Here is a 17,264-nt window from a genome sequence, read left to right on the forward strand (position 1 = left end):
GCGACCACAGGGTCGCCTTTTTTATTTACAGCAGCTCTCTTGCCGCCGAGACAATGTCATGGGCCGTCAGGCCGTACTCCTTTTGTAAAAAGTCCTGTGTGCCCACCTGACCGTAACGCTCCTTCACCCCTACACGCCGCATCGGCACCGGGCAGGTCTCAACCAGCACCTCCGCTACCGCCGATCCCAGTCCGTTATGAATACTGTGGTTTTCGCAGGTCACGATACGCCCGGTTTTTTCAGCGTAATTTTTTACCAGCATCCGATCGATAGGTTTCAGGGTGAACATATCAATCACCGCCGCGCTGACGCCTTCCTGTTCAAGCTGACGCGCCGCTTCGAGCGCTTCCGCAACCATAATGCCGTTGGCAATCAGGGTGATGTCTTTCCCTTCACGCAGCACATTGCCCTTGCCAATTGTAAAGCGCGAACCCGGCGCATAGACGCTCGGTGCCTGCTTACGAATAGTACGCACCCAGTAAAAACCGTCCAGATCGATCAGCTGGCGCAGCACATCCTCAAACATGACGGCATCCGTCACCTCGAGAACCACCGAGTTCGCCAGACCTCGAACAATGCCCATATCCTCGAATGACATATGGGTCCCGCCGTTATGGCAGGCCGTGACGCCCGCATCCGATGCAATGACTTTGACGTTGTTGCGCTGATAATCCAGGGCCATAAACAGCTGGTCAAAGCAGCGGCGGCTGGCGAAGGCGGTAAAGGTGTGGACGAAGGGTTTACGCCCGGTGAGCGACAGTCCTGCGGCTGTGCCAATGACGTTGGCCTCCATGATGCCGCAGTTAATCACATGCTGTGGGTAATCCCGCGCCACGCCGTCCATCGCCATCGAACTCATCAGATCCGCTTCCAGGGCGATAATCTCACGCCCGGCCTCAATCTGCTTCGCCACAAAACCCGCATAGACTTTACGCATTTCGACGGCATCTTTTTGTCCTGCAGGAGCAATCTTAATCATGTGAAACCTCCAGTTGACGAATCGTCTCATTCAGCGCCGCTTTGCTCTCCTCCGTCAGTCGCAGATGGTGTGAATTACCCAGTTGCTCCAGATACGGCACGCCCTGCCCTTTGATGCTGTCGAGGATGACCACCAGCGGCCTGTCATCGGCCCCCTGTGGCAAAGACACCACCTCCAGCAGCGCAGGAATGTCGTCTCCTTTAACGGTGACAACGTCAAACCCGAAGGCGCGGAATTTCCCTTCCAGATCGAACGCGCAGATAATTTCGTCCAGTTCACCGTCCAGCTGTTGTTTATTCCAGTCAACAAACACCGTGAGGTTGTTGAGGCGATGGTGGGCGATAAACTGGAACGCCTCCCAGCACTGCCCTTCGTTCAACTCGCCGTCCCCCACGATGCAGAAGACCCGATTGGGTCGTCCCGCCAGCCTGTGTGAGAGTGCCATTCCGCCCGCAATGGAGATCCCCTGTCCCAGCGAACCGGTGGTGGCATCCACGCCGCGGGTTTTTAGCCTGTCCGGATGGCTGGGCAGACGCGTACCGTTCTGGTTAAGCGTGCTCAGCTCCTCCATCGGGAAGTAGCCCTTAATGGCCAGCGTGCTGTAGAGCGCCGGGCCTGCATGCCCTTTCGACAGGACAAAGTAATCGCGCTCCGGCCAGTCCGGGTCGGCAGGATCGATTTTCATCACCGCACCGTAGAGGACCGCCAGCGTCTCTACCACCGACATGCTGCCGCCATAATGGCCGAATCCCAATTGCGTCAATGCTTTAAGCGTTTCGAGGCGAATCGTACGCGCCAGCTGCGTGACTTCTTTTATGTTCATGATTTGGCTCCGGTATTGGGCTGGGCGCTATCGGCCGCAGGTTTATTTTTTGCGAAGACGTTATAGGCCACCAGCAGGGCAAACAGCGCCACCACAAGGCCCGTTATGGCAAGCGGCGACAGGAAGCGGGCCAGGTTACCCAGCACGATACCCACCGCGCCAAAATCGGCATCCGAGAAGGTGGTGTTAGCAAAACCAATGGCCCCCAGCACCGGCAACAGCAGAACCGGCAGGAAGGTAATCAGCAGGCCGTTGGCAAACGCACCTATCATCGCGCCACGACGTCCCCCGGTGGCGTTACCAAATACGCCCGCGGTGGCGCCGGTGAAGAAGTGCGGGACTACGCCTGGCAGTATCAGTACCCAACTGAACTGTCCACAGATGAACAGCCCAACCAGCCCTCCCAGGAAGCTAAACAGGAAGCCAATCAGCACGGCATTGGGTGCATACGGATAAACGACCGGACAGTCCAGCGCCGGGCGTGCGTTGGGGACCAGTTTTTCAGAAAAGCCGGTAAAGGCCGGGACGATTTCGGCCAGAATCAGACGCACGCCCTGCAGGATGATAAATACCCCGGCGGCGAAGGTGATGGCCATGATGATGGCGTACACCAGGTAGTTCTGCCCGCCGCTGAAGGTCGCTTCGACATACTCACGCCCCGCGCTCACCGCCATGATCAAATAGATGATCATCATGGTCAGCGAAATGGAGATTGAGCTGTCTCGCAGGAAGCTGAGGTTTTTCGGCAGGTTCATCTCTTCCGTCGAGCGCGATCCTTTTCCACATTTGCTGCCGATCCAGCCAGAGAGCACATAGCCCAGGGTACCGAAGTGGCCGAACGCAATATCGTCGGTGCCCGTGATACGCTTCATATAACGCTGCGCCAGGGCCGGGAAGAAAGCCATCACCAGACCCAGTATCAGCGAACCGGTAAAGACCAGCGCCACCCCTTCAAAACCCGCGACCGTCAGGATCACGCCAATCATGCACGCCATATAAAAGGTGTGATGGCCGGTGAGGAAGATGTATTTCAGGCGCGTAAAGCGGGCAACAATAATATTCGCCACCATCCCAAAGGCCATAATTAAGGCCGTCGATGCGCCATATTTTTCCAGCGCAATTGACACCACCGCCTCGTTATTTGGAATAATCCCCTGAATATTAAACGCGTGTTCAAACATGCCCCCCAGTGGATTGAGCGATCCCACCAGCACAGTTGCGCCGCCCCCCAGTACAATAAATCCCAGAATGGTTTTTATGGTGCCTTTCACGACATCAGAAAACGGTTTCTTTTGTGCCACCAGCCCTATCAGCGCAATCAGACCGACTAACACTGAGGGTACCTTTAAAATATCAACAACGAAGTTCAGCGTTTCGAGGATAAACATATCCACCTCACTAAAGTTATTGTTTGACGAACCAGGCGCTCAGCTGCGCTTCGAGTTCATTGATATCGATGATGTTCGTGATCACCACCAGCTGGCTTTCCGGTACGCTGGCACTGGCCGCGATATCTTTCGCCATCACAAACAGATCGGCCGCGCCCGGGGTCGCGGAGGACAGGTCGGAGTGTTCAACCTCTGCGTCTATATTTAATTTTTTCAGCACCTTTTTAATATTCATTTCGACCATAAAACTACTGCCCAGGCCGGAGCCGCAAATCGCCATGATTTTCATTGGTATGCCTTTTTTAGAGTAGAGTACGCCCGCATCACGATTATCGTGATGTTTCCAAATACCGGAACAGATAAAATAAATCTAGAAGCGTTCTATGATGGTTTTTATTTCCTCCAGCGTGTTGACGCTATGTAATTGTGCCAAATCATCGTCACTGGAAAATAACTCCGCCAGCGCGGAGATCATTTCGATATGGCTTTGTTTATCCGGGGCTGCCAGCATAATAATCACATTCACCGGATCAAATTCGCCTGCCTCAAACGAAACGCCTTGTTTGAGTTTTAATAATGAGAGACCCAGTGCCTTCGCCCCCTCTTCCGGCCGGGCATGCGGCATCGCCAGACCCGGTGCCAGCACATAGTAAGGCCCCAGCGCATGGTGCTGCTGCACAATTGCCGTTACGTAGTCGGGCGTGATGACGTTCATCTCAAGCAAGGGTCTGGCACACAGCGCCAGTGCCTCAGGCCAGCTTTCGACACGGTCTTGCAGCGTAATGGTTGCCTCGTTCAGCCAGTTTTTGAGCACTTTTCCTCTCCCATCCAGACCCGTGATGAACAAACTTTAAGCAAGGCTCTGGGGGATATCTGCGATCAATCTCACAAAGATAGCGCTACCAAAATCGCGTGTGCAAAATTGTGATAGCGCTATCAAATTATAATCCTCCACGGAAATCACAGTAAAAAAAGGGATTTAAGGGGTATACTCAAGTTCACGTGAAGCGAAGGAAGAGAACGCGTGGTGACCAGGAATTTGTATGTCTTTAACCCGTAAACGACGTAGTACCGGCAAAGTGACGCTCGCTGAAGTCGCGCAACTTGCCGGCGTGGGGACCATGACCGTCTCCCGGGCATTGCGCACGCCTGAACAGGTTTCCGATAAGCTGCGTGAAAAGATCGAAGCGGCCGTGCATGAGCTGGGATATATGCCTAATCTTGCCGCCAGTGCGCTGGCGTCCGCCTCGTCATGGACGATCGCCATGGTCGTGCCCAATCTGGCTGAAGATGGCTGTTCCGAGATGTTTGCCGGGCTTCAGCAGGTGCTGCAACCCGCCGGATACCAGATTATGCTCGCGGAATCGCAGCATCGTCTTGAGCAGGAAGAGAAGCTTCTCGAAACGCTTCTCGCCTCGAATATCGCCGCCGCTATCCTCCTGAGCGTTGAACATACTGACACCGTCCGCCACTGGCTCAAAAACGCCTCGATTCCGGTGATGGAAATGGGGGCGATGCGTGCCGATCCGCTGGATATGAATATCGGGATCGATAACGTTGCCGCGATGTACGAACTGACCGAGCTTGTCATCCAGCGCGGTTATCAGAATATTGGCTTGCTGTGCGCAAATCAGGAGCAGTGGATTTTTCAGCAGCATTTGCAGGGCTGGTATAAGGCCATGTTACGCCATCATCTGTCGCCAAACAGAGTGATCAACGCCGCGCTGCCGCCGAACTTCTCGACCGGCGCGTCTCAGCTTCCGGAATTTTTACTCGCCTGGCCGGAGCTTGATGCACTGGTATGCGTCTCTGACGAGCTGGCCTGTGGCGCTCTGTACGAATGCCAGCGCAGACGCATCAAAGTGCCGGACGATCTGGCCGTTGTCGGGTTTGGGGACAGTGACGTCAGCCGGGTCTGTCAGCCACCGCTGACCACGATGGCGGTGCCGCATCGGAAGATTGGTATTGAGGCTGGTCGGGCATTGCTGGACCGTTTGAATGGCGGAGACTGGCGCGATCAAAAGCCGATCGCCTCCAGTCTTTGTTTGCGGGAAAGCTGCTAGGGCTTATTCAGCCTGTTCCTGCTTTTCAGGTTTTGCGGATTCGTTTTTGGCGTTGCGGCTCATCCACAGCGCCAGCGCTTTCAGCGAGTCGGGCGTAAACTCATCGCAACGGGCGGTGATCTCTTCTGGCGTCATCCAGCGTACTTCGCTCACCTCTTCTTCCTGGAGGGCAAAAGGTCCGTGAGACACACAGCTGAATAGCCCGCCCCAGACACGGCAATGTTCATCTTCAAAATAGAACTGGCCGTGTTCAGCAAAGGGGACGCCGGCTATGCCTAACTCTTCTTCTGCCTCGCGTCGCGCGGAGTCCAGTAAAATTTCATCAGCCTGAACGACACCACCCGCTGTGGCATCCAGCATGCCCGGGAGAAAATCTTTCGTTTCAGTACGTCGCTGTACCAGGATCTTACCCATTCCGTCATGAACAACGATGTAAGTTGCGCGATGACGCAGACGTTCTGCACGCATCTGTTCGCGGCTCGCCTGTGCAATCACCTCATTGTCTTCACTGACAATATCAACCCACTCTGTACTTGCCAAATGACTCTGCTCCACCATCGGGAACCCTTCTCGTTTAAGCGCTCTGTCGACGCGTTTGACTTGTGAGGTGTAACTTACGGATTAATCCGGACCTGCGCAATAACTTGCTGATCATTAAGTGCGATGACCTGCAGATGATTATCTTCCAGCATACCGTAACTGGGCGCATACCCGCCTTTAGGGATACTGACCGAACCGGGATTAAAATGGAAAATTTCGCCCTGTTTTTCCGCCACCGGAATATGAGTATGGCCGTAAACCAGCACATCGCCAGCCGCCAGGGGCGGCAAATGGGTCGGGCTAAACAGATGCCCGTGAGTCAAAAACAGACGGCACTTTTCCAGTATCACCTGCTGCCAGGGCGCGGTTATCGGAAAGCGAAGCAACATTTGATCGACCTCGCTGTCGCAGTTTCCACGAACGGCAATGATGCGTTCAGCACAGGCGTTGAGTTTTTCTGCCACCTGCGCCGGCGCATAGCCTTCCGGCAGGGCGTTGCGTGGACCATGGTTCAGCACATCACCTAAAATCACTAACCATTGCGCGCCGCTTTCGGCAAAGAGCGAAAGCACGCGCTCTGTAGCGGGCAGGGATCCATGAATATCTGACGCAAACATCAGTTTCATCCGGCACTCCTTACTAAAGATACCGCCCTATTTTAGCCTAATCGCCGATGCGTTTCAGCCGCTACGTTTCGCTGATAGCGCCACGTAACGCTGGACGGAGGCGCGTTGCCACTGGAACGTTGCATAATCCACCAGCGCAGGCGGAACGGTATCCCCATTCAGCACCAGACGGTTTAACATCAGCGCCAGATCCGCATCGGCAATACACCATTCACCGAACAGATTGGGGTTACCGTGCGCCAGTAGCGATAAAGCCGTGTCGTAAAGCTTTTGCGCGCAGGCGGCCCCCGCTGGCGTTAAGGCAGGCTTTTTCACGCCGCCAAACACCACATCCGTGGAGCGCTCTTCGCGAACAGGGCCTAAATCGCTGCGCAACCAGGCCTGAATTTGACGCGCCCTGGCCCGTTTTTGCGGCTCATGGGGATAGATTCGCTCCCATTCAGGCGGGGCGAAACGCTCCTCAAGGTACTCTGTGATTGCCGAAGACTCACTAAGCTCAAAGTCGTCCATCGCCAGCACCGGCACGCGGCGCGTTAATCCGTACCCTTGCCACTGGGGCGTGAGATGCTCCCCCCGGTCCAGGTCAACGGTTTTCAGCGAAAAAGAGAGCCCTTTTTCCGCAAGCGCGACGTACACGCTCATCACGTAGGGCGAATAATATTGAGCATCGGACCAAAGCGTTATGGCGGGCTGATTCATGGCATCCTCACAGGCAGACGGTTTGATATTCAACATATAATCTCTTTGCACTCCTGTCACTTGATGAAAACTCACAATTTACCACCACCACCTATACTCGTTTTGACGACGTGAAAAATGCAACGACAGGAGCTGAAATGATAGACCTCTATTATGCCCCCACGCCGAACGGCCATAAGATCACCCTCTTTCTGGAAGAAGCGCAGCTGGACTACCGCATTATTAAGGTCGATATCAGTAAAGGGGATCAGTTCCGCCCCGATTTTCTGGCCATTTCACCCAATAATAAAATTCCGGCTATTGTCGATACCGCGCCTGTAGACGGCGGCAGGCCACTCAGCCTGTTCGAGTCGGGTGAAATTTTACTCTACCTGGCTGAAAAAACGGGGCAGTTGCTGAGCGGCGAACTGCGCGAGCGCCATCACACCTTACAGTGGCTGTTCTGGCAAACGAGTGGGCTTGGACCGATGCTTGGGCAAAACCACCATTTTAACCATTTCGCCCCGCAACCCATTCCCTATGCGATTGAGCGCTATCAGGTGGAAACGCAGCGCCTGTACGGTGTGCTGAACAAACGGCTGGAGAAAACACCGTGGCTTGGCGGGGATCATTACAGCATTGCCGATATCGCCTGCTGGCCCTGGATTAACGCCCATATTCGCCAGCGTATCGATCTTGCGTCCTACCCTGCGGTGAATAACTGGTTCGAGCGTATCCGTACCCGGCCAGCCACAGAGCGGGCGATGCAAAAAGTGCACGCTATTTAAGTCGTTGCCCTCTTGGGCGCGCCTGATCTCCTCATGTATGATGGTGCCATAACGCCACAGAGGAAGCCTGCAATGTCTCAGCATGACGCTATTATTCGTATAAAAAACTTACGTTTACGTACTTTTATTGGGATTAAAGACGAAGAGATCGAGAACCGACAGGATATCGTGATCAATGTCGTTATCCATTATCCCGCAGAGAAATCACGCACCAGTGAAGATATTAATGATGCCCTGAATTACCGCACCATCACTAAAAGCATCATTAACTATGTTGAAAATAATCGTTTCTCTTTACTGGAAAAATTAACTCAGGATGTGCTCGATATCGCACGCGAGCACCACTGGGTCACATATGCTGAGGTTGAGATCGATAAACTTCACGCCCTGCGTTACGCCGACTCGGTCTCCATGACGTTAAGTTGGAAACGCCAGGCGTAACCCTGGAGGTTGTATGAAGATTTTGCTGACCGGTGGGACCGGCCTGATTGGCCGCCATCTTGTGCCGCGTTTACAGGCGTTGCATCACGATGTCACCGTGGTGACCCGAAGCCCCGAAAAAGCCCGTCAGGTGCTGGGTTCCGGCATCGACGTGTGGAAGGGGCTGACGGAACGGCAAAATCTGGACGACTTTGACGCGGTCATTAATCTTGCTGGCGAACCCATTGCCGATAAACGCTGGACAGAAGAGCAGAAACAGCGGCTCTGTAACAGCCGCTGGAACATCACCCAGAAACTGGTTGACCTGTTTCAGGCGAGCCAGCATCCGCCGCAGGTCCTGATTTCAGGTTCGGCGGCCGGATATTATGGCGATCTCGGTGAGGTCGTGGTGACCGAAGAGGAGCCGCCGCACAACGAATTTACCCACAAGCTGTGCGCGCGCTGGGAGCAAATTGCGTGCGGAGCGCAGAGCGATAACACCCGCGTCTGCCTGCTGCGCACCGGAGTCGTGCTGGCCCCGAAAGGCGGCATCCTGGCGAAAATGTTGCCGGTGTTTAAGCTGGGCCTCGGCGGGCCGATGGGGAGTGGCCGACAATACCTGGCCTGGATCCATATCGACGATATGGTGAATGGTATTCTCTGGCTGCTCGATAATGACCTGCGCGGCCCCTTCAACATGGTGTCGCCCTATCCTGTGCGTAATGAACAATTTGCCCATGCGCTCGGCCATGCCCTGCATCGCCCCGCCGTGATCCGTGCGCCTGCCACGGCTATTCGTCTGATGATGGGCGAATCGTCAGTGCTGGTGTTAGGCGGACAGCGAGCGCTGCCAAAACGCCTGGAGGCGGCAGGATTTGCCTTTCGCTGGTATGACTTAGAAGAGGCACTGGGGGACGTTGTGGGGTAAACCTCCCATAAGGGTTATGTTATGGTTACAGGCCAGTCTTTCAGAAATGGCGTAACTATGGCAACCATCACCACTCCCCGTCTTCACCTGACCCCGTTTGAGCATTCCGACTGGCCCTTCTTCCGTTCCTTACGCGAAGATCGGTCCATCATGCGCTATATGGCGTCGATTGCGCCCGAAAAAGAGACCCGACGTCTGTTTGCCGCGCGCCTGACGGCGCCGCATGTTTTCGTGATCCGTTTGCATGATAACCCTCTGCCGCTGGGGGATATTGGTTTGCAAATCAGTGCTGAGCATCGCGACGAAGCGGACATTGGTTATACGGTTGTGCCTGCGGCACAGGGAAAAGGGATCGCCAGCGAAGCGTTACGTGCGGTGTGCGAGTACGCCTTCAACCAGACGGGCGTGAAGGCGATTAACGCCTGGGTGCTGGCGGATAACGCCGGGTCGGTAAGGGTGCTTGAGAAAGCCGGGTTTGTGCGCACGCAGGTGCTTGAGAAGGCGTACGAGATTGACGGCGTGAGGTATGACGACTGGGCGTATCGACTGGAGTGTGGTGCGGCCTGATGCCCTCACCCCGGCCCTCTCCCACGGGGAGAGGGGGAAATTACACTGCTTCGCTCCATACGCTTCCACGGGAAGAGGGAGAAATTACTCTGTCTCGCTCCACAAGCTCCCACGGGGAGAGGGAGAAATTGCACTGCCTCGCTCCACACGCTCCCACGGGGAGAGGGGGAAATTACACTGCCTCGCTCCACACACTTCCACGGGGAGAGGGGGAAATTACACTGCCTCGCTACACACGCTCCCACGGGGAGAGGGGGAAATTACACTGCCTCGCTCAACACGTTCCTGCCGGGAACGGGAGAAAAGCAGGGGCTGACTAGTTCTGGGAGCCTTTCAGGAATTGCTGCAAGCGCGGGCTTTGCGGGTTACCGAGCACGTCGTCGGGGTGGCCCTGCTCTTCGATTTTACCCTGATGAAGGAAAATAACGTGGTTGGAAACGTTGCGCGCAAAACTCATTTCATGCGTGACGACGACCATCGTTTTCCCCTCTTCGGCCAGTTTTTGCATAATGCGCAGCACTTCACCGACCAGTTCAGGATCCAGCGCGGAAGTGGGTTCATCGAACAGTAAGACCTCAGGCTCCATTGCCAGCGCCCGTGCAATGGAGACACGCTGCTGTTGGCCGCCCGATAAATGCACCGGGTACTTTATCTGCTGCCGCTCGTCGATCCCCACCTTCGCCAGATACTTCTCTGCACGCGCCCGGGCCTCTTGCTTGCTTAATCCCAACACCTGAATGGGTGCTTCCATGACGTTCTCAATCACCGTCATATGGCTCCAGAGGTTGAAGTGCTGGAAGACCATGGTCAGGCGCGTACGCAACAGGCGCAGCTGATTTTTGTCCCCCACCTTGAGCTGACCGTCTTTATCGCGCAGCAGCGTAATATTTTGCCCGCTGACAATAATCGACCCTTCGCTGGGTTTTTCGAGGAAATTGATGCAGCGCAGAAAGGTACTTTTCCCCGAGCCGGATGAGCCGATAATGCTGATGACATCGCCTGCGTTAGCCTGTAGCGATACCCCTTTCAGCACTTCATGTTCGCCGTAGCGTTTGTGCAGATCAATAACGTTTAGTTTGTTCTCAGCCATCTTAATTCTCAGTGCGTCGAAGAAGGTTTGATATGCTGCAGCCAGCGTTTTTCCGCTTTACGGAACAGGCTAATCAGGACATACGAAATAAGTAAATAAAGCACCGCCGCCAGACCGAATGCGGTAAAGGGCTGGTAGGTTGCCGAGTTGATATCTCGCGCAATCTTCAGTAAATCCGGCACCGTGGCGGTGAACGCCAGCGCGGTGGAGTGCAGCATCAAAATGACTTCGTTACTGTAGGCGGGCAGCGCAATGCGCAGCGCCGACGGTAAAATAATGCAGCGATAGAGTTTCACCGATGAAAAGCCATACGCGCGCGCCGCTTCTATTTCACCATAGGGCACAGAGCGAATCGCCCCGGCAAAGATCTCCGTCGTATAGGCACAGGTGTTCAGGGTCAGTGCCAGCACGGTACAGTTCAGACCGCTGCGGAAGAAGGCATTGAGCATCTCGGTGCCTTTCACAATCTCCAGCGTATACATCCCGGAATAAAATACCAGGAGCTGCACGTAGAGCGGTGTTCCGCGAAACACATACGTAAACAGCCAAATCGGGAAGCGGATAAATTTGTTATTCGACACGCGTCCGATGGCGAGGAAAATCGCCAGCACGCCCCCCATCACAACGGATGAGATCAGCAGCCACAGCGTAATGGCAACGCCGGTAAAGCGATAGCCATCGGTCCAGAGCAGCGATTTCCAGTATTCCTGAATAATCTCAATCACAGGTCAGCCCTCTTCACACCCACGGAGTAGCGACGTTCGAGCAGAAGCAGCACACCATTGGAGACTGTCGTAAAGACCAGATAGATAACGCCGCACACTACGGCAAAATAGAAGGGTTCCCAGGTGCTTTTACCCGCCAGCTGCGTGGCTTTCACCACGTCTTCCAGGCCCAGCAACGAAACCAGCGCGGTGGCTTTCAGGATAACCTGCCAGTTGTTGCCAATGCCGGGAAGCGCATAGCGCATCATCGCCGGGAACATAATGCGACGGAAGGTTTGCGACGCGGTAAAACCAAAGGCGGTGGCGGCTTCAATGTGCCCGCGGGGGACAGCCATATACGCGCCACGGAAGGTTTCCGTAAAATAGGCACCGTAAATAAAGCCCAGCGTAATGATACCCGCGACCATAGGGTCGATGTCGATTTGCGACATGCCGATGGCATCCGTCACGCCATTCAGCGCGATTTGCAGGCCATAGAAGATCAGCAACATCAAAACCAGATCGGGCACGCCGCGAATCAACGTCGTGTAAGCTTCAAACACCAGCGCCAGAATGCGGTTGCTTGAGAGTTTGGCCCCCGCCCCCGCCAGGCCTATCAGCACCGCCAGCACCACGGAGCTGAGAGCCAGCTCAAGGGTGACCAACGCGCCCTGTAAAATAACGCCAGAAAATCCGTACAGCATACCGCCTGCCCTGTCGTGTCGTGAGTCGTGATTCCGTGTCTTTTCCCCTCCTTATTCAGGAGGGGCCGCACGTTATTGAGCGGAGCGCTTAGCCGCCATAAACATCAAAGTCGAAGTATTTCTTCGCCAGTTTTTCGTAGGTGCCGTCAGCACGCATTTCAGCAAAGGCTTTATTCAGCGCTTCACGCAGTTCGTTATCTTCTTTACGCAGGCCCATGCCGGTACCCACGCCGAAGAGCTTCTCGTCTTTAATTGACGGGCCGCCAAATTTGTAATCTTTCCCCACAGGCTGTTTCAGGAAGCCTTCGCTGGCTGCAACTTCATCCTGGAAAGCGGCGTCGATACGCCCTGCCGTCAGGTCCGCATAGATATTTTCCTGACCCTGGTAGGAGACAATTTCAATCCCTTTTGGCGCCCAGTGTTCGTTACCGTAAGTTTCCTGTGTCGTGCCTTGCAGCACGCCGACACGCTTGCCTTTCAGAGACGCGATCGTTGGCTGAATATCAGAAGAGTTCGCCACCACCAGACGAGAATCGGCGGCGTAGAGTTTGTCGGTAAACGCGATCTCCTGCTGACGCTTTTCAGTGATCGAGAGTGAAGACATGATCACGTCGATCTTTTTGGCTTTCAGCGAGGGGATCAGCGCATCCAGCGGGTTCTCAACGTAGGTACATTGCGTTTTGATACGCTTGCAGAGCTCATTCGCTAAATCGATATCAAAACCGACCAGTTCACCCTTCGCATTCTTCGATTCAAAGGGGGCATAAGTCGGATCGGTACCAATGCGGACTTTTTGCGGAAGGGCGGCGAAAGCTGCGGTAGCACTGGAAAAGGCCAGTACCAGAGAAAGGGACAACACCAGTTTTTTCATATTTATCCTCAACAGACTGTCTTTAACGGGATTTTACGACGACGGAGTGCCATTAATGTGCCATTAATTCCCTCAGCAAGGCAAAGTTTTATGCCTGTTGAGCGCAATATTTTGCATTACAAATGCTTAAGTATGCACTGAGCGATCCAAAAGAGTGCAGCGTCTGCACCCTTTTGGGTCAAAGAGCTCCAGGCGGTGGCCTGCGAAATCGCAACGATTCCCTGCAAGCCAGCGTGGATTAATCACCGTAGACGTTAAAGTCGAAGTATTTTTTCGCCAGTTTGTCGTAGGTCCCGTCTTTACGCAGTTCGGTAAAAGCTTTATCAAATGCCGCTTTCAGCTCGGTATCATCTTTACGCAGACCAATACCGGTACCGTCGCCAAAGTACTTTTTATCTTTCACGGACGGGCCAGCAAACGCGTACTCTTTACCCGCAGGTTGTTTCAGGAAGCCTTCGCTCGCGGCAACTTCATCCTGGAACGCGGCGTCAAGGCGACCAGCCGAGAGATCCGAATAGATTAAATCCTGATTCTGATAAGCGACCACGTCCACGCCCTTCTCACGCCAGTTTGCGTTGGCATAGCCTTCCTGGGTTGACCCCTGAAGCACGCCCACATGCTTGCCTTTCAGCGAGTCGATGGTGGGCTGAATCGGAGAGCCTTTCGCGGCAATCAGGCGGGAGTCGGCAGCATAGAGCTTCTCAGAGAAGGCAATCTCCTGCTGACGTTTTTCGGTAATAGAGAGGGAGGAAATAATCGCGTCGATCTTCTTGGCTTTCAGCGAGGGAATAAGCGCGTCAAAATCGCTGCCCACCCAGGTGCATTTCACCGACATACGTTTGCACATCTCATTGCCCAGATCGATATCAAACCCAACAAAATCGCCTTTCGCATCTTTGGAAGAGAATGGCGCGTAAGTAGCGTCAGTTCCGATACGTACTGTCTGAGGCAGTGCTGCATAGCTGCTCGCCGCCGCACTTAACCCCACCAGCAAAGACAGAGCAAGAACCGTCTTCTTCATACATTTACCCTCAAGTACCGTGATTTTATTATGTATTGTGTTGTGTGTTGTATAGCAGGGCTTCTCTTGCAGGTCTTATGCCACTTTACCGTCCATGAATAAATTTGACGTTAAATATGTTAATAAAACGTTGCGATATTGCCTTAATGGTGAAAGATAGCAGGTCTGACGGACGAACCGCAGCGGGAAAAAGGGAAAATACGAATTAAATGTCGAGGATATGATCGCTGTTGCAGATTTGCCCTGAAACAGGGCAACCTGGCATTTCATGCACTCAGATTGAGCACGTTTCAGGCACCCTGCCAGCGAGTAAAGAGATCGTCCGGCAGGGTGATATCAAACTGATCGAGCACGCGGTTCACCGTCTGGTTAATCACATCGTCCAGCGTTTGTGGACGGTGATAGAAGGCCGGCACCGGCGGCATGATGACAGCGCCCAGCTCTGAAGCCTGCGTCATCAGGCGCAGATGACCAAGGTGCAGCGGCGTTTCACGCACGCACAGCACCAGCGGACGCCGTTCTTTTAACACCACATCCGCCGCGCGGGTCACCAGCGTGTCGGTATAGCTGTTGACGATGCCAGAGAGCGTTTTTATCGAGCAAGGCAGGATAACCATGCCGGCCGTCTTAAACGAGCCAGAAGAGATGCTGGCAGCGATATCCCGGGCGTCGTGAACCACATCGGCCAGTGACTGGACATCACGCAGGGAAAAATCGGTTTCGAGGGAGAGGGTCTGCCGTGCGGCCTGGCTCATCACCAGATGCGTTTCCACTTCTGCTACGTCGCGCAGCACCTGCAACAGGCGCACGCCATAAATTGCGCCGCTGGCACCGCTGATGCCTACTATGAGTCGTTTCATGAATTCGCCCTTTCGTGTTTCAGGGCAGACTGTGCAGGATTTTACGGGGAGTTGCAAGTGAGGGCCAGCGCCCTCACCTGCCAGACAATCAGCCTTCGTTATGCATTTCGAGGCTTTCAAGATCGTTTTGCATCTGAATCGCTTTTACATCGTCATTGCGCAGCGAGTCGAGATAGTCCAGATATTGTTGATCAACATCTTTGGTCACGTAGATCCCGTTAAAGACGGAACATTCAAACTGCTGAATATCCGGATTTTCAGCGCGTACCGCTTCAATCAGATCGTCGAGATCCTGGAAAATCAGACCATCGGCGCCGATAATCTGGCGGATCTCATCCACTTCACGACCATGCGCAATCAGCTCGTTGGCGGTAGGCATGTCGATACCATAGACGTTAGGGAAACGAATTTCAGGCGCGGCGGACGCCAGATAGACTTTCTTCGCCCCTGCTTCGCGTGCCATCTCGATAATCTGCTCAGAGGTGGTGCCGCGCACGATAGAGTCATCTACCAGCAACACGTTCTTATCACGGAATTCAGCGCGGTTCGCGTTCAGTTTACGGCGTACCGATTTACGACGCAGCTGCTGCCCCGGCATGATAAAGGTGCGGCCCACGTAGCGGTTTTTCACGAAGCCCTGGCGGTATGGCTTATCCAGAATACGCGCAATTTCCAGTGCAATATCGCAGGACGTTTCCGGAATAGGGATCACCACGTCGATATCCAGGTCATCCCACTCGCGAGCGATCTTCTCACCGAGTTTGGTCCCCATAGTGACGCGAGCGCTGTACACGGAAATTTTATCGATGAAAGAGTCCGGACGTGCGAAGTAAACGTATTCAAACAGGCACGGGTTGGAGACCGGATTATCCGCACACTGACGGGTAAATAACTGGCCTTTTTCAGCGATGTAGACCGCTTCACCAGGCGCCACGTCGCGCAGGAATTCAAAGCCCAGCGTATCCAGCGCAACGCTCTCAGAGGCCACCATATATTCGGTGCGGCCATCGCCGAGATCGCGTTTACCCAGAACCAGCGGGCGAATACCGTTAGGATCGCGGAAGGCAACCATACCGTGCCCGATAATCATTGCAACACAAGCGTACGCCCCGCGGATCTGGCGGTTCGTGGCCGCGACCGCAGCAAAGATGTTATCCGCTTCCAGCGGATAATGACGGAAATTATCCAGCTCGCTGGCGAAGATATTGAGCAGGATTTCTGAATCAGAGGTGGTGTTAATGTGACGACGTTTCTCTTCGAACAGTTTTTTACGCAACTCATGCGCGTTGGTCAGATTGCCATTGTGGGCAAGCGTGATGCCATACGGAGAGTTAACGTAAAACGGCTGAGCTTCGGAGGCGCTGGAACTGCCAGCGGTAGGATAACGAACGTGACCAATACCCATGTTACCTTGCAGGCGCTGCATATGGCGGGCTTCAAACACGTCGTTTACCAGGCCGTTCGCCTTACGTAAACGGAAGCAGTTGTTTGCATCAATGGTAATGATACCCGCAGCATCCTGGCCACGGTGCTGAAGCACCGATAACGCGTCATAAATAGACTGGTTTACCGGCATGAAACCGGCGATCCCGACAATACCGCACATTCGTCTTTTCCTCGTTAAGCCACATCTCAGAGCGCATTACGCCCTGGGCAAGAAACTCGACGAGCTTTGCAGATAGTCAAAGAACCATCTGATGATAAAGCTGAACTGTGGAATCAGCTGCGATTTCTGCCAGTCTTCACTTTTGGAGAACCCGGTAAAGGTATCCAGGAAGAACAGTATGGCGGCCACAATCAGCGCCCCTCGCAACGCCCCGAAACAGATCCCGAGCACCCTGTCCGTTCCTGACAGACCGGTTTTCTCGACCAGCTGACCTATCACATAGTTGACGATAGCGCCGACAATCAGCGTCGCGATAAACAGCACCGCGATGGCGATTCCATTTCGGACCAGTTCATCTTCAAAGCCCGTGAACCAGACAGACAGGTAAGTGTAGTAATGACTGGCGACAAAGAAAGCACAACCCCATGTCACCAGCGATAACGCTTCACGTACAAAGCCACGGATCAGGCTAACCAGACAGGAAAAACCTATCACCGCAATGATGGCGTAATCAATCCAGACCATATATGTCCCACGATTTAACGCCCTGTCATCCAGTTCGGGGCGAATTCTAACAGAAAAAGAAAACGTTTGCGTAGGGATTTCCT

21 protein-coding genes are annotated in these 17,264 nt (G+C 54.1%); 5 read left to right on the forward strand and 16 right to left on the reverse strand.

The features are described 5' to 3' along the window. Window positions 1-25 precede the first annotated feature (25 nt). From LZP96_RS14360 to LZP96_RS14380, 5 genes are all read right to left on the reverse strand, one after another. Window positions 26-979 (reverse strand): transketolase family protein, encoded by a 954-nt coding sequence (locus LZP96_RS14360; protein WP_064326847.1) that lies wholly within the window; start codon window positions 977-979, stop codon window positions 26-28. Then, the gene (locus LZP96_RS14365; protein ID WP_064326848.1) at window positions 972-1,802 is read right to left on the reverse strand and encodes a transketolase; all 831 of its coding nucleotides are present in this window, start codon (window positions 1,800-1,802) and stop codon (window positions 972-974) included. The genes LZP96_RS14360 and LZP96_RS14365 overlap by 8 nt, the downstream gene beginning before the upstream one ends. Next, window positions 1,799-3,190 carry a PTS ascorbate transporter subunit IIC gene (locus LZP96_RS14370; RefSeq protein ID WP_064326849.1) on the reverse strand — a complete coding sequence of 464 codons (1,392 nt, stop codon included), beginning with the start codon at window positions 3,188-3,190 and terminating at the stop codon, window positions 1,799-1,801. Before LZP96_RS14370 ends, LZP96_RS14365 begins: the two co-directional genes overlap by 4 nt. 16 nt (window positions 3,191-3,206) lie before the next feature. Then, complete coding sequence (locus tag LZP96_RS14375) at window positions 3,207-3,479, reverse strand: PTS sugar transporter subunit IIB (protein ID WP_064326850.1); 273 nt, start codon at window positions 3,477-3,479, stop codon at window positions 3,207-3,209. A gap of 81 nt (window positions 3,480-3,560) precedes the next feature. After that, the gene (locus tag LZP96_RS14380) at window positions 3,561-4,004 is read right to left on the reverse strand and encodes a PTS sugar transporter subunit IIA (RefSeq protein WP_064326851.1); all 444 of its coding nucleotides are present in this window, start codon (window positions 4,002-4,004) and stop codon (window positions 3,561-3,563) included. 229 nt (window positions 4,005-4,233) lie between these two features. On the opposite strand from LZP96_RS14380, the gene LZP96_RS14385 reads away from it, so the two are divergent. After that, on the forward strand, window positions 4,234-5,253 hold the full coding sequence (locus LZP96_RS14385) for a LacI family DNA-binding transcriptional regulator (RefSeq protein WP_064326852.1): 1,020 nt from the start codon (window positions 4,234-4,236) through the stop codon (window positions 5,251-5,253). 3 nt (window positions 5,254-5,256) lie between these two features. Here LZP96_RS14385 and yfcD read toward each other — a convergent pair whose 3' ends face one another. Genes yfcD through yfcF form a run of 3 tightly spaced genes read right to left on the reverse strand, consistent with a single transcriptional unit; the run spans window position 5,257 to window position 7,118 of the window. Next, window positions 5,257-5,811 (reverse strand): NUDIX hydrolase YfcD, encoded by a 555-nt coding sequence (gene yfcD, locus LZP96_RS14390; RefSeq protein WP_064326853.1) that lies wholly within the window; start codon window positions 5,809-5,811, stop codon window positions 5,257-5,259. 56 nt (window positions 5,812-5,867) lie between these two features. Next, window positions 5,868-6,419 carry a phosphodiesterase gene (yfcE, locus tag LZP96_RS14395; RefSeq protein WP_064326854.1) on the reverse strand — a complete coding sequence of 184 codons (552 nt, stop codon included), beginning with the start codon at window positions 6,417-6,419 and terminating at the stop codon, window positions 5,868-5,870. Window positions 6,420-6,473: 54 nt separating this feature from the next. After that, the gene (yfcF, locus tag LZP96_RS14400; protein WP_064328171.1) at window positions 6,474-7,118 is read right to left on the reverse strand and encodes a glutathione transferase; all 645 of its coding nucleotides are present in this window, start codon (window positions 7,116-7,118) and stop codon (window positions 6,474-6,476) included. Window positions 7,119-7,255: 137 nt separating this feature from the next. On the opposite strand from yfcF, the gene yfcG reads away from it, so the two are divergent. From yfcG to LZP96_RS14420, 4 genes are all read left to right on the forward strand, one after another. Further along, entirely contained in the window at window positions 7,256-7,885 is a 630-nt protein-coding gene (gene yfcG / locus LZP96_RS14405; RefSeq protein WP_064326855.1) for a GSH-dependent disulfide bond oxidoreductase, read from the forward strand. Window positions 7,886-7,957: 72 nt separating this feature from the next. Next, the gene (folX, locus tag LZP96_RS14410; protein WP_064326856.1) at window positions 7,958-8,326 is read left to right on the forward strand and encodes a dihydroneopterin triphosphate 2'-epimerase; all 369 of its coding nucleotides are present in this window, start codon (window positions 7,958-7,960) and stop codon (window positions 8,324-8,326) included. A 13-nt stretch (window positions 8,327-8,339) separates the two neighbouring features. After that, window positions 8,340-9,233 (forward strand): TIGR01777 family oxidoreductase, encoded by an 894-nt coding sequence (locus LZP96_RS14415; protein ID WP_258926126.1) that lies wholly within the window; start codon window positions 8,340-8,342, stop codon window positions 9,231-9,233. 57 nt (window positions 9,234-9,290) lie between these two features. Then, on the forward strand, window positions 9,291-9,800 hold the full coding sequence (locus LZP96_RS14420; protein ID WP_064326858.1) for a GNAT family N-acetyltransferase: 510 nt from the start codon (window positions 9,291-9,293) through the stop codon (window positions 9,798-9,800). Between the two features lie 316 nt (window positions 9,801-10,116). Here the strand turns inward: LZP96_RS14420 and hisP are convergent, their stop codons facing one another. The 8 genes from hisP to cvpA form a co-directional block, all read right to left on the reverse strand. Beyond that, on the reverse strand, window positions 10,117-10,890 hold the full coding sequence (gene hisP / locus LZP96_RS14425; protein ID WP_064326859.1) for a histidine ABC transporter ATP-binding protein HisP: 774 nt from the start codon (window positions 10,888-10,890) through the stop codon (window positions 10,117-10,119). Window positions 10,891-10,898: 8 nt separating this feature from the next. Beyond that, window positions 10,899-11,615, reverse strand: coding sequence for an ABC transporter permease (locus tag LZP96_RS14430; protein ID WP_064326860.1), 717 nt, complete (start codon window positions 11,613-11,615; stop codon window positions 10,899-10,901). Beyond that, window positions 11,612-12,298 (reverse strand): histidine ABC transporter permease HisQ, encoded by a 687-nt coding sequence (locus LZP96_RS14435; RefSeq protein ID WP_064326861.1) that lies wholly within the window; start codon window positions 12,296-12,298, stop codon window positions 11,612-11,614. Before LZP96_RS14435 ends, LZP96_RS14430 begins: the two co-directional genes overlap by 4 nt. Before the next feature lie 88 nt (window positions 12,299-12,386). After that, window positions 12,387-13,169 (reverse strand): histidine ABC transporter substrate-binding protein HisJ, encoded by a 783-nt coding sequence (gene hisJ / locus LZP96_RS14440; RefSeq protein ID WP_258926127.1) that lies wholly within the window; start codon window positions 13,167-13,169, stop codon window positions 12,387-12,389. Between the two features lie 238 nt (window positions 13,170-13,407). Next, window positions 13,408-14,190 (reverse strand): lysine/arginine/ornithine ABC transporter substrate-binding protein ArgT, encoded by a 783-nt coding sequence (gene argT, locus LZP96_RS14445; protein WP_064326863.1) that lies wholly within the window; start codon window positions 14,188-14,190, stop codon window positions 13,408-13,410. 290 nt (window positions 14,191-14,480) lie between these two features. After that, entirely contained in the window at window positions 14,481-15,050 is a 570-nt protein-coding gene (locus tag LZP96_RS14450) for a UbiX family flavin prenyltransferase (RefSeq protein ID WP_064326864.1), read from the reverse strand. A gap of 88 nt (window positions 15,051-15,138) precedes the next feature. Further along, window positions 15,139-16,656 (reverse strand): amidophosphoribosyltransferase, encoded by a 1,518-nt coding sequence (gene purF, locus LZP96_RS14455; RefSeq protein WP_064326865.1) that lies wholly within the window; start codon window positions 16,654-16,656, stop codon window positions 15,139-15,141. 36 nt (window positions 16,657-16,692) lie between these two features. Further along, window positions 16,693-17,181 (reverse strand): colicin V production protein, encoded by a 489-nt coding sequence (gene cvpA / locus LZP96_RS14460; protein ID WP_039030950.1) that lies wholly within the window; start codon window positions 17,179-17,181, stop codon window positions 16,693-16,695. Window positions 17,182-17,264: the final 83 nt, after the last annotated feature.

Origin of the sequence: Huaxiibacter chinensis, from assembly GCF_022171985.1 — a bacterium.
Classification (GTDB): domain Bacteria; phylum Pseudomonadota; class Gammaproteobacteria; order Enterobacterales; family Enterobacteriaceae; genus Enterobacter; species Enterobacter chinensis_A.

Coding starts and splice junctions, on each gene's coding strand:
- LZP96_RS14360 (WP_064326847.1), bottom strand. CDS start 979: ATGATTAAGATTGCTCCTGCAGGACAAAAAGATGCCGTCGAAATGCGT.
- LZP96_RS14365 (WP_064326848.1), bottom strand. CDS start 1,802: ATGAACATAAAAGAAGTCACGCAGCTGGCGCGTACGATTCGCCTCGAA.
- LZP96_RS14370 (WP_064326849.1), bottom strand. CDS start 3,190: ATGTTTATCCTCGAAACGCTGAACTTCGTTGTTGATATTTTAAAGGTA.
- LZP96_RS14375 (WP_064326850.1), bottom strand. CDS start 3,479: ATGAAAATCATGGCGATTTGCGGCTCCGGCCTGGGCAGTAGTTTTATG.
- LZP96_RS14385 (WP_064326852.1), top strand. CDS start 4,234: ATGTCTTTAACCCGTAAACGACGTAGTACCGGCAAAGTGACGCTCGCT.
- yfcD (WP_064326853.1), bottom strand. CDS start 5,811: ATGGTGGAGCAGAGTCATTTGGCAAGTACAGAGTGGGTTGATATTGTC.
- yfcE (WP_064326854.1), bottom strand. CDS start 6,419: ATGAAACTGATGTTTGCGTCAGATATTCATGGATCCCTGCCCGCTACA.
- yfcF (WP_064328171.1), bottom strand. CDS start 7,118: ATGAATCAGCCCGCCATAACGCTTTGGTCCGATGCTCAATATTATTCG.
- yfcG (WP_064326855.1), top strand. CDS start 7,256: ATGATAGACCTCTATTATGCCCCCACGCCGAACGGCCATAAGATCACC.
- folX (WP_064326856.1), top strand. CDS start 7,958: ATGTCTCAGCATGACGCTATTATTCGTATAAAAAACTTACGTTTACGT.
- LZP96_RS14415 (WP_258926126.1), top strand. CDS start 8,340: ATGAAGATTTTGCTGACCGGTGGGACCGGCCTGATTGGCCGCCATCTT.
- LZP96_RS14420 (WP_064326858.1), top strand. CDS start 9,291: ATGGCAACCATCACCACTCCCCGTCTTCACCTGACCCCGTTTGAGCAT.
- hisP (WP_064326859.1), bottom strand. CDS start 10,890: ATGGCTGAGAACAAACTAAACGTTATTGATCTGCACAAACGCTACGGC.
- LZP96_RS14435 (WP_064326861.1), bottom strand. CDS start 12,298: ATGCTGTACGGATTTTCTGGCGTTATTTTACAGGGCGCGTTGGTCACC.
- hisJ (WP_258926127.1), bottom strand. CDS start 13,169: ATGAAAAAACTGGTGTTGTCCCTTTCTCTGGTACTGGCCTTTTCCAGT.
- argT (WP_064326863.1), bottom strand. CDS start 14,190: ATGAAGAAGACGGTTCTTGCTCTGTCTTTGCTGGTGGGGTTAAGTGCG.
- LZP96_RS14450 (WP_064326864.1), bottom strand. CDS start 15,050: ATGAAACGACTCATAGTAGGCATCAGCGGTGCCAGCGGCGCAATTTAT.
- purF (WP_064326865.1), bottom strand. CDS start 16,656: ATGTGCGGTATTGTCGGGATCGCCGGTTTCATGCCGGTAAACCAGTCT.
- cvpA (WP_039030950.1), bottom strand. CDS start 17,181: ATGGTCTGGATTGATTACGCCATCATTGCGGTGATAGGTTTTTCCTGT.